Origin of the sequence: Flavobacterium sp. WV_118_3 (genome assembly GCF_039778605.1) — a bacterium.
Lineage (GTDB): Bacteria > Bacteroidota > Bacteroidia > Flavobacteriales > Flavobacteriaceae > Flavobacterium.
In genome coordinates this window covers 2,428,980-2,443,125 of record NZ_CP156060.1, presented here as the reverse complement: position 1 = coordinate 2,443,125, position 14,146 = coordinate 2,428,980, and the positions used below count along the sequence as shown (strand labels likewise).

At 40.3% G+C, this 14,146-nt stretch carries 16 protein-coding genes; 8 read left to right on the top strand and 8 right to left on the bottom strand.

The window, feature by feature from the left end; translation table 11 throughout:
• The first annotated feature begins 184 nt into the window (after positions 1-184).
• The 4 genes from dapF (at position 185) to ABFU83_RS11540 (ending at position 3,541) form a co-directional block, all read left to right on the top strand.
• On the top strand, positions 185-967 hold the full coding sequence (gene dapF, locus ABFU83_RS11555; protein ID WP_347066102.1) for a diaminopimelate epimerase: 783 nt from the start codon (positions 185-187) through the stop codon (positions 965-967).
• Between the two features lie 3 nt (positions 968-970).
• Positions 971-1,501 (top strand): GNAT family N-acetyltransferase, encoded by a 531-nt coding sequence (locus ABFU83_RS11550; RefSeq protein WP_347066100.1) that lies wholly within the window; start codon positions 971-973, stop codon positions 1,499-1,501.
• 13 nt (positions 1,502-1,514) lie between these two features.
• The gene (gene mltG, locus ABFU83_RS11545; protein WP_347066098.1) at positions 1,515-2,555 is read left to right on the top strand and encodes an endolytic transglycosylase MltG; all 1,041 of its coding nucleotides are present in this window, start codon (positions 1,515-1,517) and stop codon (positions 2,553-2,555) included.
• A gap of 344 nt (positions 2,556-2,899) precedes the next feature.
• Positions 2,900-3,541 carry a peptidoglycan-binding protein LysM gene (locus ABFU83_RS11540; protein ID WP_211089522.1) on the top strand — a complete coding sequence of 214 codons (642 nt, stop codon included), beginning with the start codon at positions 2,900-2,902 and terminating at the stop codon, positions 3,539-3,541.
• Here ABFU83_RS11540 and ABFU83_RS11535 read toward each other — a convergent pair.
• Genes ABFU83_RS11535 through dnaA form a run of 3 tightly spaced genes read right to left on the bottom strand, consistent with a single transcriptional unit; the run spans position 3,538 to position 6,158 of the window.
• Positions 3,538-4,263, bottom strand: coding sequence for an SAM-dependent methyltransferase (locus ABFU83_RS11535; protein WP_136402340.1), 726 nt, complete (start codon positions 4,261-4,263; stop codon positions 3,538-3,540). The two genes, ABFU83_RS11540 and ABFU83_RS11535, sit on opposite strands and share 4 nt — an antisense overlap.
• Complete coding sequence (locus ABFU83_RS11530) at positions 4,260-4,727, bottom strand: low molecular weight protein-tyrosine-phosphatase (protein WP_347066096.1); 468 nt, start codon at positions 4,725-4,727, stop codon at positions 4,260-4,262. Before ABFU83_RS11530 ends, ABFU83_RS11535 begins: the two co-directional genes overlap by 4 nt.
• Before the next feature lie 3 nt (positions 4,728-4,730).
• Positions 4,731-6,158, bottom strand: coding sequence for a chromosomal replication initiator protein DnaA (gene dnaA, locus ABFU83_RS11525; protein ID WP_136402342.1), 1,428 nt, complete (start codon positions 6,156-6,158; stop codon positions 4,731-4,733).
• Positions 6,159-6,350: 192 nt separating this feature from the next.
• Between dnaA and ABFU83_RS11520 the strand changes: the two genes are divergently transcribed.
• On the top strand, positions 6,351-6,761 hold the full coding sequence (locus ABFU83_RS11520) for a thioesterase family protein (RefSeq protein WP_347066094.1): 411 nt from the start codon (positions 6,351-6,353) through the stop codon (positions 6,759-6,761).
• A 5-nt stretch (positions 6,762-6,766) separates the two neighbouring features.
• On the opposite strand, the gene ABFU83_RS11515 is transcribed toward ABFU83_RS11520, so the two are convergent.
• Genes ABFU83_RS11515 through ribD form a run of 3 tightly spaced genes read right to left on the bottom strand, consistent with a single transcriptional unit; the run spans position 6,767 to position 9,020 of the window.
• Complete coding sequence (locus tag ABFU83_RS11515; protein ID WP_347066093.1) at positions 6,767-7,375, bottom strand: YigZ family protein; 609 nt, start codon at positions 7,373-7,375, stop codon at positions 6,767-6,769.
• 9 nt (positions 7,376-7,384) lie between these two features.
• A complete protein-coding gene (locus tag ABFU83_RS11510; protein WP_347066091.1) occupies positions 7,385-7,984 on the bottom strand; it encodes an HAD family phosphatase in 600 nt (199 codons plus the stop codon).
• Positions 7,977-9,020, bottom strand: a complete 1,044-nt coding sequence (gene ribD / locus ABFU83_RS11505; RefSeq protein ID WP_347066089.1) for a bifunctional diaminohydroxyphosphoribosylaminopyrimidine deaminase/5-amino-6-(5-phosphoribosylamino)uracil reductase RibD — start codon at positions 9,018-9,020, stop codon at positions 7,977-7,979. The genes ABFU83_RS11510 and ribD overlap by 8 nt, the downstream gene beginning before the upstream one ends.
• A 137-nt stretch (positions 9,021-9,157) precedes the next feature.
• Here ribD and ABFU83_RS11500 point away from each other — a divergent pair, with 137 nt between their 5' ends.
• On the top strand, positions 9,158-9,643 hold the full coding sequence (locus tag ABFU83_RS11500) for a GNAT family N-acetyltransferase (RefSeq protein ID WP_347066087.1): 486 nt from the start codon (positions 9,158-9,160) through the stop codon (positions 9,641-9,643).
• A 1-nt stretch (position 9,644) separates the two neighbouring features.
• A complete protein-coding gene (gene prmC / locus ABFU83_RS11495) occupies positions 9,645-10,511 on the top strand; it encodes a peptide chain release factor N(5)-glutamine methyltransferase (protein ID WP_347066085.1) in 867 nt (288 codons plus the stop codon).
• On the opposite strand, the gene ABFU83_RS11490 is transcribed toward prmC, so the two are convergent.
• Positions 10,502-11,743: an ABC transporter permease gene (locus tag ABFU83_RS11490; protein ID WP_347070212.1), complete on the bottom strand. Its 1,242-nt coding sequence runs from the start codon at positions 11,741-11,743 to the stop codon at positions 10,502-10,504. The two genes, prmC and ABFU83_RS11490, sit on opposite strands and share 10 nt — an antisense overlap.
• A gap of 227 nt (positions 11,744-11,970) precedes the next feature.
• Between ABFU83_RS11490 and hisS the strand changes: the two genes are divergently transcribed.
• Complete coding sequence (gene hisS, locus ABFU83_RS11485) at positions 11,971-13,341, top strand: histidine--tRNA ligase (RefSeq protein WP_347066083.1); 1,371 nt, start codon at positions 11,971-11,973, stop codon at positions 13,339-13,341.
• A 77-nt stretch (positions 13,342-13,418) separates the two neighbouring features.
• On the opposite strand, the gene ABFU83_RS11480 is transcribed toward hisS, so the two are convergent.
• Positions 13,419-14,102 carry a prolyl oligopeptidase family serine peptidase gene (locus ABFU83_RS11480; RefSeq protein WP_347066081.1) on the bottom strand — a complete coding sequence of 228 codons (684 nt, stop codon included), beginning with the start codon at positions 14,100-14,102 and terminating at the stop codon, positions 13,419-13,421.
• Positions 14,103-14,146: the final 44 nt, after the last annotated feature.

The following is a 14,146-nucleotide window of genomic DNA, read 5'->3' as shown; positions in this document are numbered from 1 at the left end:
TTATTTAACAGTAAAATTATAAACTTCAACAATTCGAAAAAAGGGTTTAACTCTCGTTTAACAATCTTTAACGTGTCATTAATATTTGTACTTTTGTTTATCCGTAACTTCGTAATAATAATAAGGAACAGACGTTTTTAATAATACAGAATGCGCCTTGAAAAAGCCTTACTTGTCAGGACAAATGAAAATACAATTTTATAAATATCAGGGAACCGGAAATGATTTTGTGATGATCGATAACCGGCAATTAACATTCCCCAAAAATGATACCAATCTGATTAATACTTTGTGTGACAGACGATTTGGCATTGGTGCCGATGGATTAATACTGTTGGAGAATGACGAATCGACCGATTTTCGTATGGTGTATTATAATTCCGACGGAAACGAAAGTTCGATGTGTGGAAATGGTGGCCGTTGTTTGGTTGCTTTTGCCCGTCAGTTGGGGGTTGTTGATAATCAGGCGACCTTTATTGCGACCGATGGTCTGCATCATGCTTCAATTGATGATAAAGGAATCGTGTCACTGCAAATGAAAGACGTGGATACGGTCGAAGAACATTCGAATCACGTATTTCTAAATACGGGCTCGCCGCATCATGTGGAACTGGTAGATGACCTAAAAATATTTGATGTAAAAAACGAAGGCGCGCGTATCCGGTACAGTGAGTTGTATGGAAAACCCGGGAGTAATGTAAACTTTGTTTCGCAACTCGGGAACGATCGTTTTGCGGTGCGAACCTATGAAAGAGGCGTGGAAGATGAAACCTTATCCTGCGGAACCGGAGTGACAGCAGTAGCTATCGCTATGAAAGCGACCGGAAAAACCGATAGTTCCACAATCACGCTTGATGTGGAAGGCGGGCAATTGGAAGTGAGTTTCCGGGAAAAAAACGGATTTTATACCGATGTTTTCCTGAAAGGCCCGGCTACATTTGTTTTTAACGGTGAAATAAATCTGTAAAACGTGATAACTTTAACCGGAACTACCATTTACCTGCGGGCACTTGAACCGGAGGATCTGGAATTTGTATACGCGATCGAAAATGATGAAAGTATCTGGGAGGTGAGTAATACCCAGACACCCTATAGTCGTTTCCTGATCCGACAGTATCTGGAAAATGCACAACAGGACATTTACGAGGCCAAACAACTGCGACTGGCAATCTGTCAAAAAGGGACTTTTGAAGCCATTGGGCTAATCGACCTTTTTGATTTTGATCCGAAGAACCAAAGAGCTGGTGTTGGGATCGTTATAAAAAGTAGCGACGACCGTAACCGCGGAATCGGAAAAGAGGCTTTGCAATTGCTTATCGACTACGCATTCAGTCAGTTACAACTGCACCAGTTGTATGCAAATATTAGTCAGGAAAATGTAGCGAGTATCAAGCTTTTTACTACTTTTGGCTTCCAATGTATCGGAGTAAAAAAAGACTGGGTGCGCACAGGGCGTCAGTTTACCGATGAAGGGATATATCAGTTAATTCATCAATCTTAAATCGTATCTTATTTTGAAAGTAAAAAAAATCATCAGCATTTTTTCGGTAGTATTGCTATTCGTTGCTTTGATTTACGGTTATGTACTGTATAACAAAGTATTTTCTGCCAATACAAAATTCTCCGAAAACGAAACATTTGTCTATGTTCCGACAGATGCAACCTATCCGCAAGTGCAAAAAATACTAGAACCTTATATTGAGAATATGGAGCATTTTGACTTTGTAGCGTCCAAAAGAGGCTATGAGCAAAACGTGGTTTCCGGAAAATTCCTGTTAACAAAAGGAATGAGTAGTTTTGATATTGTACGTTCGCTTCGCAAAAACGTACCGGTAAAAATGGCGTTTAATAACCAGGAATCGCTAGGGAAACTGGTACAGCGTTTATCGAGTCAGATTGAACCGGATAGTCTTACTTTGACCAATACCTTTACCGATTCGACTTTTATGGCTGAAAACGGTTTCAATAAAGAAAACATCCTGAGTATGTTTATTCCAAATACCTATGAGTTTTACTGGAATACAACCGCTACTAAGGTACGTGATAAGATGATCAAAGAATATCGCAGATTCTGGAATGAGGATCGCTTGCAAAAAGCCAAAGCTTTAGGGTTAACACCAATTGAAGTATCAACTTTAGCAGCGATTGTGCATAAAGAAACGGCCAAAGTTGATGAGCGTCCACGTGTAGCCGGAGTATATCTGAACCGTTTAAAAGTAGATATGCCATTACAAGCGGACCCGACGGTTATTTTTGCGGTAAAAAAAGAATCCAATGATTTTGATCGTGTGATCAAAAGGGTGTTGTATGAAGATCTTAAAATCAATTCGCCTTATAATACCTATATTCATACCGGTTTACCTCCGGGGCCAATTGCAATGCCGGATATCAATGCTATTGATGCGGTTTTAAATGCCGAAAAACACGATTATATCTATTTCTGTGCGAGCGTGGAGAAGTTCGGATATCACGAATTCGCGTCGACTTTAGCGCAGCATGGTGTTAATAAAAAGAAATATGTGGAGTGGTTGGCCAAGCAGGGTATCAACCGATAACCAAAATAGCTAAAGCAAAAAAAATAAGGCCTTCTGATTCGTTCGGAAGGCCTTGTTTTTTGGGAAGTTAGCAGTGTTATATTTATTTAGTCCAAATCTTTATTCCTGCTGTAGTTGCATGGCAAAAACCATTTTTTGTCTCTTTTTTGGTTTTTTTGGGAAGCGTCAAAATGACGGCTCATCCATTGGGAGTCAGCGGTATCAGGGCGTTAAGCAAGCGTTAGCTTGTTGTTAAGTTTATTTTTGGATAACTTTAACAGCTTGATTTTCAGGTTTATAAAAAATGTCTTATATTTGCAATCAGAAATTTCAAGATGGTGACAGGGCTTGAGAAATCAAAATTTATGATAAAAAAATGGACGTACTTTTTAGGATTGATACTCCTAATCACCTTAATCAGTTCGGGATTTAAAGTCTTCGAAGTAGAAAAGTTAGAAGGATTCCATATTGAGGATGATGAAGTAATCACGTATTTAGTTCCCACCGAAGAAGAAACCAGCAAAGTATTTTTTAATTTCCCGTTTACCGGAAAATCATATGTAGGTTTTAAGCAGGCGATCGCTATTAAAGAATCGCTCGGATTATATAACCTGGTGAATCCGTTTGGTTATATGGGGAAATACCAGTTCGGAAAGAGCACTTTAAGAACGGTTGGTATTTATGATGTTGCCGGGTTTCTAAAAAACCCAAGAATGCAGGAAAAAGCCTTTAAAGCACTTTTAGCGCGAAATAAATGGGAGCTCCGTAAGGAAATCGACCGTTATGAAGGAAAAGTGATTAAAGGGGTGAAAATAACCGAATCGGGTATTCTTGCTGCGGCTCACTTAGGTGGTGCAGGTTCGGTGAAAAGCTTTCTTAAGAGCAATGGTAATAATGGGTTTACCGATGGTTTTGGAACCTCGTTAAAAAGTTATCTTAGAAAATTCGGAGGGTATGATACCTCAAACATTGTGGCCAATCCCAATGCAAAGGTTAAAATGAATTAATTCATTTTGTGAATAATAAAAATACAAGGTCGATTGTGTAAATCGGCCTTATTTTTTTTCCATTCATTAACCGTGCGGGTTTTGATAAATTCGGTTGGTAATGTAATGTCGCAGGCGATACACAGGTGCGTGCCGGGTTGTAAGGTCTGCAATAAATCTTCAAAAAGTTTGTTGTTTCGATACGGTGTTTCGATAAAAAGCTGAGACTGGTTTTTATCGGATGACAGCTTTTCGAAATTTTTAAGAGCCTGTTTTTTATCCGATTTATCAATTGGAAGGTAGCCGTTAAAGGCAAAACTCTGTCCGTTCATTCCGGAAGCCATAATGGCCAGTAAAATGGAAGAAGGACCAACAAGAGGTACTACCTGAATTCCTTTTTCGTGCGCCAGTTTTACAATTGCAGCACCGGGATCGGCCACACCGGGACAACCGGCTTCACTCATCAATCCGATATGCTGACCTTCTAAAAGCGGCTGGATAAAAGCATAGTGCTCCGAAGTTTCGGTATGCTTGTTCAGTACGGAAATTTTTAATTCCGGCTGTTTTTTTTCAGGATACACGCTTTTAATAAAACGACGGGCTGTTTTTTCGTTTTCAACGATATAGTGATCAATAAAGTCGATACTTCTTTTTATGGTTTGTGGCAAAACATCTTCCGGGTTCATTTCGCCCAGAGTGGTAGGGATGAGATACAGTTTGCCGTAAGAAGTAGCCGCTTTCATAGATGTTGTGTTTTTAATTTATTGGCAATAATGTCGCAGGCTTCGTCAAGTAGGTTAAAAACCTGTTCAAAGCCGTTTTGTTCGCCATAATAAGGATCGGGAACGGGGATATTCTCGCCGGGATATAATTCGTTTAGGATAAGACGGACTTTGTTTTTGGAAGTCTCGTCTGGTGCCAGTCGGATAATGTCCTTATAATTGGAATTATCCATGGCGAAAATATAGTCAAAATTCTGAAAATCGGCCAGTTTGAACTGTCTGGCGCGTTGCTTGGAAATGTCAATTCGATGATTTTTAGCCGTAAGAATCGAGCGCTTGTCCGGATGTTCGCCGGCATGCCATCCTCCGGTTCCGGCAGAATCGACTTCAAAAGCATCTGCTGGGAGTTTGCTTTTTAAGATTCCCTCAGCTAAAGGGGATCGGCAAATGTTCCCCAGACAAACCATCAGAATTTTTGTAGGCATGGGTTATAGGGATAACTTTTTGTGTATATCGTCTACGTATTTTTTAAACTGTTTATCGGTGGCAACCAGATTGTCAACCGTTTTACAGGCGTGCAATACAGTCGCGTGGTCTCTGTCGCCAATTTGTGATCCAATATTAGCCAAAGAAGCCTTGGTGAATTTTTTAGCAAAAAACATGGCCAGTTGTCGCGCCTGAACCACGTCGCGTTTTCTGGTCTTCGATTGTAAGGTTTCGATATCCAACTGGAAATAGTCGGATACAACTTTTTGAATATAATCGATGGAAACTTCTCGTTTTACATTTTTCACGAATTTTTCCACAACCTGTTTAGCCAGTTCGGTCGTTACTTCCCGTTTGTTAAATGACGATTGTGCAATTAAGGAAATAATAGCACCTTCGAGTTCCCGTACGTTGGTTTTGATATTTTTGGCTACATATTCTACGATTTCATCCGGCATTTCAACTCCGTCACGGTATAAGATGTTTTTTAGGATGGCGATTCGGGTGTCATAATCCGGTTGTTGGATTTCGGCCGAAAGTCCCCATTTAAAACGCGAAAGCAAACGCTGTTCGATATCCTGCATATCTACCGGTGCTTTGTCGGAAGTCAGGATTACCTGTTTACCATTTTGGTGTAAATAGTTGAAAATATGGAAAAATACGTCTTGTGTTCCTGCTTTACCGGATAAGAATTGTACGTCGTCAATGATCAATACGTCAATTAATTGGTAAAAATGGATAAAGTCGTTACGGGTATTCTTTTTAACGGAATCAATATATTGTTGTGTAAACACTTCTGCTGAAATGTATAGCACGGTTTTTTCCGGGTGTTTTTCTTTGATTTCAACACCAATAGCATGAGCAAGGTGTGTTTTACCTAATCCCACACCACCAAAAAGCAATAGTGGGTTAAAAGAGGTTCCTCCGGGTTTGTTGGCTACGGCCATTCCGGCAGAACGCGCCAGGCGGTTGGATTCCCCTTCCAGGAAATTGTCAAAGCTGTAATTGGAGTTTAACTGGGATTCGATTTTTACATTTCGGATGCCCGGGATAATAAACGGATTTTTAAGTTCCGGGTTTTTATTTTGAATCGGAACGTCAACTTCCTGAGGTTTTACCTGCGGACGGCTAACACTTGGCAATTGTTCGGTAAACGGTTGTTTGTTGCCATAAGTGTTTTCCATTTTGATTTTATAAAGTAACTTTGCGCTCGCACCAAGTTCTTTTGTCAGGGCAACTTTCAGTAATTTTACGTAATGCTCCTCCAACCATTCATAGAAAAATTTACTAGGAACCTGAATATATAATGCGTTATCAGTAAGCTCAACAGCTTTGATTGGCTCAAACCATGTTTTATATGCTTGGTCCTGAATATTGTCTTTTATGAACGATAGACAGTTATCCCATACCGATTGCGCAGTTTTATTCATATATTCGGGCATAATTAACGTTTTTTTTATGTTGAATGCAAAAAGCAAAAGTCAGATACTTTCGCTGAAATTGGAGAGACAAATATGTGGACAATTTTCCCAAAAAAAAAATATAAGTCATATTGATTTTGTGAAAAAAAAATTGTAAGTACATTTAAAAATCTTTTTAAAATAAATTAACAAAAAATTAATATGAAAGAATATCAATTTCAGGTTCGCGTCCGTTATGCCGAAACGGACCAAATGGGAGTCGTTTATCACGGTAATTATGCGCAGTATTTTGAGATGGGACGCGTGGAATGGCTTAGAAATCTGGGACTTTCTTATAAATGGATGGAAGAAAACGGAATTATGCTTCCGGTGGTTTCGCTAAGTATGAATTATCGGAAACCGGCCCGTTATGATGATCTGCTGACGGTGAAAACAATCTTTAAAAGTCAGATCTCTGTAAAGATCGAATTTGACTACGAAATATACAACGAAGCAGGTGAGTTATTAACAACCGGGACCTCCGTTTTGGTGTTTGTGGACATGAAAACGGGAAGGCCGACTTTGCCTCCGGCCTATGTTACGGAAAAGTTAACCGCCTTTGTTGAAAATTAAAAAACTTATTCTTTTTCGAGAATTTCAACCTCATAAAGATTCGAAAAAATGTCGAAAATCATTTCGGCATTTTTTTTTCGCGTAGCGATTTCGATCTCGCAACTCATCTCCATTTTCTGTGAAATAATGTCCAGGTTTTTTTCTTTTATGACCCGCATGACCTTATTCATGTTTTTATAGTCAAAACGAATCAGGTAGTGAATGTCTATCGTTTTTTCGACAATGTCTGAAACTTCCAGAGCCATTTGCGCTGCTGTTTTATAAGCAGCGATTAATCCGCCAACACCCAGTTTGACCCCGCCAAAATAACGAACAACAATAACCAGTACATTAGTTACCTCAAAGGACTGTATTTGCCCGTAGATAGGCATACCGGCCGAGTTGTTGGGTTCGCCGTCGTCATTGGCACGAAAATAGACTTTGTCAGTACCGGTTTGAAAGGCATAACACCAATGGCGTGCCGAATGATGCTGCTTTCTAAGATCATCCAATAGGGGCTTGACGTCGTCTTCCGAAGTGATCGGAAAGGCGTAACCAAAAAATTTACTGTTTTTTTCTTTATAAAGAACCGCTTCCGAAGGAGCGGCCAGGGTTTTGTATGTATCTTTTTCCAATGCTAAAAATTACCAGTTTTTATCCAGCAAATCAACGACATCTTCTTTGCCAACCTGTAAGTTCCAGATGTTAAGACCTAAATTGGCGGCCACATCGGTATTGTGCTTGTTGTCGTCTACAAAAAGGGTTCTTTTAGGGGATAATTCGTGTTTGTTGATGATGTAATTGAAGATCTCAGGATCGGGTTTTCTAAGGCCGATTTCGAATGAAAAATAGACTTTTTCAAAGCATTGGTAAAACTCGCGACTAAATGTTTCTCCGACCTTATTTTCAAACTTTTCAATATGTGTGGCGTCGGTATTACTCAAAAGGAATAACCGGTATTTGGCCGATAATTTCTGTAAAAACTCCAGTCGGTATAAAGGGAAATCCAGCAAAATGGCATTCCAGGCATCACGGATCTCGATCAGACTTTTGTTCGGGATATATTTTTGCAATCCGCCAAAAAAATCGGATTCTTTTATTTTTCCTTTTTCATAGCGTTTGTTCAGGTTGTCCAGATCTTCATTCCAGCAAACCAGCCCGGCTTTTCGCATATGTTCAAAAGGGGCTTCTTCGGCCAGGTTGATAAAAACATTACCAAAGTCGAATATAATAGTATCAATCATGGTGTCTGAAAATTAGAAGTTCGTCGTTCATAATCTGCTGTCGGTTGCTCATCGTACCTTTTAAAACCGGTGCTTTTATACCTTCGTTTAGCATTATAGCGCCTTTAAAAACACGTGCTTCATCCCATAATCCGGCATCAATAAACAACTGCAATGTCTTTTGACCGCCTTCTATCTGCAACGACTGAATATTGTGCCGGTATAGTGCTGCCATGATCGTATGGGGAAGTTTCATATCAAAGATACAATTTTCAAAAAAAAGGGAAGCGGTATTTTGCATATTTTCAACCTCGGTAAAGATGATGGTCTTTACAGACCCGTCTTTTACGGCAGCATTGTCAGGAATCCGTCCTGTTCTGTCTAATACGATGCGGATCGGATCGTTACCGGACCAGTCTCTTGTATTTAATTTCGGATTGTCGTCTATAACCGTTTGTGTGCCAACCAGAATAGCCTGTTCTTCACTGCGCCATTTGTGTACCAACTGTCGGGAATAGGTGTTCGAAATCCAAACCGGTTTTTGCTCGTCTTTATGTAGCGGAGCGATAAAACCATCCTGACTTTCGGCCCATTTTAGGATGATATACGGGCGTTTTTTTTGGTGGAAGGTAAAAAAGCGTTTGTTTAGTTCGTTACAGTTGTCTTCCAATATGCCAACGGTAACGTTTTTTCCGGCTTCTACCAATTTGCGAATGCCGTTTCCGGCGACTTTAGCAAACGGATCTACCGTGCCCACTACAACATTCGGGATTTTATGATGAATGATCAAATCACAACACGGTGGTGTTTTTCCAAAATGGCTACACGGTTCCAGGCTTACATAAATAGTGGCTTCCGATAGTAGCGATTTGTCCTGTACTGAATTTACAGCATTGACTTCCGCATGGGCTTCGCCGGCTTTTTGATGCCAGCCTTCTCCGATAATGGTACCGTTGTGTACAATAACACTGCCCACCAGCGGATTCGGATAGGTTGTCCCCAGTCCGTTTCGGGCCAGTTCGATACAACGGTTGATATACTGTTCGTGCGTTTTCAAGAAAATGTCCTGTTGTTATTATAATTTTTTTGTAAATGTTTATGAACTGTCAGCCAAGCTGCTTACATTCGCTACGATTTGCAACAGGCAAATGTAATTCCTGTAGACTAATCTGCAAAAAATAAGTTACTCAAAAAATGAATACAATCGAAATACGAGTCCTAAAAAAAAGTGATAATGCTACAGTAGCGGCACTAATCCGAAATGTTTTATTGGAACACGATGTCCCAAAAGTGGGTACAGCCTATGCCGATACGGCTTTGGATTGTATGTTTGAAACCTATGCGGTACCGCGGTCGGTTTATTTTGTAGCTTTGGTAAACGGAAAAATCATCGGAACGGCCGGAATAGCGCCTTTGGCAAATGGATCGGCAACTGTTTGCGAATTGCAAAAAATGTATTTCCTTCCGGAATCCAGAGGATTGGGATTGGGAGCTACGATGATTAAAAAATGCCTCGAACAGGCAAAAGCACTTGGATTTGCGCAATGCTATCTGGAAACGCTGCCCAATATGAAGGCCGCTCAAAAATTATACGAAAAAACCGGATTTTATTATTTGGATGCGCCACTGGGAAATACCGGTCACAGTTCGTGTCCGATTTGGATGATCAAAGATTTATAAGATGCTGTTAAAAGAATACCGAGATTATTTTAAAACCGAATTAAAACCGATTTACGACGAAAAGGAAATCGATAGTTTTTTCTATATCACGTTGGAGGCGTTTCATCAGATGAAACGAGTGGATCTGGCGTTACAACCTGCTTTCGAATTGGATGGTATGCAATTGTTGCAATGGGAAACCGTATTACATCAGTTAAAAGAACAGAAACCAATCCAATATATTTTTGAGGAAACCGAATTTTTCGGGCTGTCGTTTTATGTCAACGAAAATGTGCTGATTCCACGGCCGGAAACGGAAGAATTGGTCGAATGGATCCTGAATTCGGTATCCGGATTGTCCAGGGATCGGAAAATAAGAATACTGGATATCGGAACCGGAAGCGGTTGTATTGCGGTTTCACTGGCTAAAAATCTGCCGGAAGCCGAAGTGTATGCTATCGATGTTTCGGAAAAAGCACTGGAAGTTGCCCGGAGAAATGCCCGACAATTGGAAGCACCGGTTACTTTCTGGTATAAAGATATTCTGGAAACAACAATCCTACCGGAAATGTTCGATATTATTGTGTCGAATCCGCCCTATGTGCGCAACCTGGAAAAGCAGGAAATTTCGAAAAATGTATTGGAATTTGAGCCACATCTTGCTTTGTTTGTGGACGATCACGATCCATTATTGTTTTACCGTAAAATAACCGAACTGGCGACAAAAAACCTGAATCGCGACGGATTATTGTTTTTTGAAATCAATCAATATCTCGGGTCGGAAATGCAACATTTATTAGAGTCCAATACGTTTTTACAAATTGAACTCCGCAAAGATATTTACGAAAACGATCGGATGACCAAAGCCGTTTGGGGTTCTTATTCGTAGCGCAAGGCTTCTACCGGATCCAGCTGAGATGCTTTAATGGCCGGGTACAATCCGGAAACGATTGCGACAATAAAGGTTGTAGCAAAAGCAGCAAAAATAGCCATCCATGGAACGACAAAGCTAAACTTGATGGCAACCGATATCAGAAAACCTACGGAAATTCCGAGTAGGATACCAACCAGTCCACCCAATTGACCGATAACAAGTGTTTCGGTAAAAAACTGCCACGCAATCGTACTTTTTTTGGCACCGAGTGATTTACGAACTCCGATTTCACGAGTTCTTTCGGTAACCGATACCAACATGATGTTCATCAAAGCGATAGACGAACCAAAAATGGTAATCACACCAACACCCCATGCAATATAACCTAAGAATTGTGTATTGGATAATAAAGTATTGATCAAATCATCACTGCGTTCGATTCCAAAGTTGTTTTCCTCTACCGGGTTTTGTTTTCGGATTTTGCGCATGGTAATAATCGCATCGTCCACAGCCTGATCAATCATTTCTTTCTGACCGATCATAACGCTTAGGTCGTAATTGATATTTGGTGTGGAAAAGATCGAACGGGCAATCTGATTGGGAATTAACACTCTTAAATCCTGACTGTTTCCAAAAGTGGAACCTTTTTCTTTTAATACGCCAATCACTTTAAAACGAGCGCCACGAATGGAAATCGTTTTATCGATGGCATTGGTGTCTTTAAAAAGGCCCTTTTCAAAATCGGAACCTAAAATGCAGACAAAATTGTTGTTTTTGATGTCAAAACCGGTAAAATTCCGTCCTTTTGTTGCTTCCAGTCCCTTGTTTGGCAGGAAGTTTTCATCGACACCTACAATAGTGATTTCCGGATCGGTTTTTTGAGATTCGTATTTTACTTCGGCCTTGCTGGTTGCGGTAAACGAAAGCGAAGTGGTCGATAACGGATAATTGTATTTTTCCTGAAAAGCACGGGCTTCCGGATAACTGATAATCGGATTTATTTTTCGATTCGGATCGTTGTTGTTAATCTGCGACGACATATCGTATTGACTGATCGAAAAGGTGTTGGCACCCATCGAGGCAAAATCTTTTGCAATTGTATTTTCAAGGGCCGAAACCACCGTTAGGATTCCCACCAAGGCGGTGATTCCGATTGCGATAATCATTACGGTAAGAATGGTACGCAACAACTGACTTTTGATGGCACCTAAGGCGATTTTTGTATTTTCTTTAAATAGTCCGAACATCATGCTAATTTGTCACTAAAATACAGATTTTGTTACATACTATCCGTTAAAAAGTGTAGGAATACTATCCGGATCAGATGGAAGCGGTAAAACAACCCGAAATGTGTTGCTTTTTTTTAAAAAGGGAACGGAGATCATTTGAAAAAGTAAGATATTTGCAAAACACGAGAACCGGAAAGCATTTGCTGTTTTTCCGATGTTTTTCCAATTCAAATTTCAATTCTAAAATGGCACAGAAACCAAGTATACCGAAAGGAACCCGCGATTTTTCACCGTTAGAGGTAGCAAAACGGAATTATATATTCAGTACGATCAAAACCAATTTTGAACGATTCGGATTCCAACCGATCGAAACACCTTCTTTTGAAAATTCCGAAACCCTTATGGGGAAATACGGCGAAGAAGGGGACCGTCTGATTTTTAAGATTCTAAATTCAGGCGATTTTCTGGCTAAGGCTAACGATGCTTTTCTGGAAACAAAAGACAGTTTAAAACTAACGGCTCAGATTTCGGAAAAAGCCTTGCGTTATGACTTGACAGTTCCGTTTGCGCGTTATGTGGTACAACATCAGAATGAAATTGAATTCCCGTTTAAACGCTATCAGATTCAACCGGTTTGGCGAGCGGATAAACCTCAGAAAGGACGTTTCAGAGAGTTTTACCAATGTGATGCCGATGTAGTCGGATCAAATTCCTTATGGCAGGAAGTAGAACTGGTACAATTGTATGACAGTGTGTTTTCGGCTTTGGGATTGGATGGCGTAACAATTAAAATCAACAATCGTAAAATATTATCGGGTATTGCTGAGGTGATCGGAGCGAAAGACAAACTAATCGACTTTACCGTAGCATTGGATAAATTGGATAAGATCGGTGAAGATGGTGTGAAAAAGGAAATGTCCGAAAAAGGGATTTCTGAGGAAGCCATCGCAAAAGTACAACCGTTGTTCCACTTTACCGGATCGATTTCCGAAAAGATCGAAAAATTATCCGCTTTGCTGGCGACTTCCGAGGAAGGATTAAAAGGAGTGGAAGAGTTGCGATTTATTTGTGAAAATGTAACGACTTTAGGTTTGGATAAATCCGCGTTGGATTTGGATGTAACGCTGGCTCGTGGTTTAAATTATTATACCGGAGCTATTTTTGAAGTATCGGCACCTAAAACCGTAAATATGGGATCTATAGGCGGTGGTGGCCGTTATGACGATCTTACCGGTATTTTCGGATTGAAAAATATGAGTGGTGTCGGAATTTCTTTTGGATTGGATCGTATTTATCTGGTATTGGAAGAATTAAACCTGTTCCCGGAAACGGTTACGGCGACTTCGCGTGCGTTGTTTCTGAATTTTGGAGATGCGGAGGCATTATATGCGATGCGTGCGATTGGACAATTGCGCAAAGCGGGAATCAAAGTAGAATTATACCCGAGCAATGCTAAAATTGGAAAACAATTTCAATATGCCGATAAGCGCGGTATTCCTTACGCGGTTATTGTGGGTGCGGAAGAAATCGCGAATAACGAATTTGCGGTAAAAGATCTGGCCTCTGGTGAACAGACTAAAGTGAGTTTGGAGGAGTTAAAAAATAGGCTACAATAAAAAAACACCAAACACCTGGCAGGTGTGGGAAATAAAAAAGGCTGTCGTACGACAGCCTTTTTTATTTGGAGTTATTTCTATTTCCGAACTTGTTTTAGCATCCAGTCATAAACGGCATCTTTTCGGAAGATGTTTTCCACATTACTGTGATTTCCGCCCGGGATAATCGTAAACGTAACATCGGCATCGGGTTTACAGGCTTTGATGGCTTTTACAATTTTTTTGGATTCCGATAACGGAACAATAAAATCTTTATTTCCATGCTGAATCCATAACGGGATCGTAGCCAGTTTACAGGCATCGTTTACATTACCACCGCCACAAATAGCCACGGCAGCGGTAATTTTATCGGCATATTTTCCGGCAAAATGCAGGGTTCCGTATCCGCCAAGGCTCATTCCGCAGACATATATGCGCGACGGATCGGTGTTATAATTTTGTTGGACATATTCCAATACGTTTAAAACTTTATCGGGATCCCAGGGACCGGAAGGCAATTGAGGTGCTACTACGATAGCCGGGATTTTTTTACCGTTTTCAATTGCTTTTAATACGCCGTAACGCCGTACTCTTTCGAGATTGGTTCCTGAAAGACTTCGGCCGTGTAAAAAAATGATAACCGGTGCTTTTTGATCCAGGACTTCCTGTTCCGGCAGGTTGATATAAAACGGATACTCGGTTTTATCGGTAATGGCTTGTAATTGTGCCCGTGTCAGGGTGATTGAAAAAAGACAAAAAAGGATTATAAAACAGGTTTTCATGCGAATAGGGGATTGGAATGCAAAGGTACTTGATTACAATAGAA

Coding starts and splice junctions, on each gene's coding strand:
- dapF (WP_347066102.1), top strand. CDS start 185: ATGAAAATACAATTTTATAAATATCAGGGAACCGGAAATGATTTTGTG.
- ABFU83_RS11540 (WP_211089522.1), top strand. CDS start 2,900: ATGATAAAAAAATGGACGTACTTTTTAGGATTGATACTCCTAATCACC.
- ABFU83_RS11535 (WP_136402340.1), bottom strand. CDS start 4,263: ATGAAAGCGGCTACTTCTTACGGCAAACTGTATCTCATCCCTACCACT.
- ABFU83_RS11530 (WP_347066096.1), bottom strand. CDS start 4,727: ATGCCTACAAAAATTCTGATGGTTTGTCTGGGGAACATTTGCCGATCC.
- dnaA (WP_136402342.1), bottom strand. CDS start 6,158: ATGAATAAAACTGCGCAATCGGTATGGGATAACTGTCTATCGTTCATA.
- ABFU83_RS11520 (WP_347066094.1), top strand. CDS start 6,351: ATGAAAGAATATCAATTTCAGGTTCGCGTCCGTTATGCCGAAACGGAC.
- ABFU83_RS11510 (WP_347066091.1), bottom strand. CDS start 7,984: ATGATTGATACTATTATATTCGACTTTGGTAATGTTTTTATCAACCTG.
- ABFU83_RS11500 (WP_347066087.1), top strand. CDS start 9,158: ATGAATACAATCGAAATACGAGTCCTAAAAAAAAGTGATAATGCTACA.
- prmC (WP_347066085.1), top strand. CDS start 9,645: ATGCTGTTAAAAGAATACCGAGATTATTTTAAAACCGAATTAAAACCG.
- ABFU83_RS11490 (WP_347070212.1), bottom strand. CDS start 11,743: ATGTTCGGACTATTTAAAGAAAATACAAAAATCGCCTTAGGTGCCATC.
- hisS (WP_347066083.1), top strand. CDS start 11,971: ATGGCACAGAAACCAAGTATACCGAAAGGAACCCGCGATTTTTCACCG.
- ABFU83_RS11480 (WP_347066081.1), bottom strand. CDS start 14,102: ATGAAAACCTGTTTTATAATCCTTTTTTGTCTTTTTTCAATCACCCTG.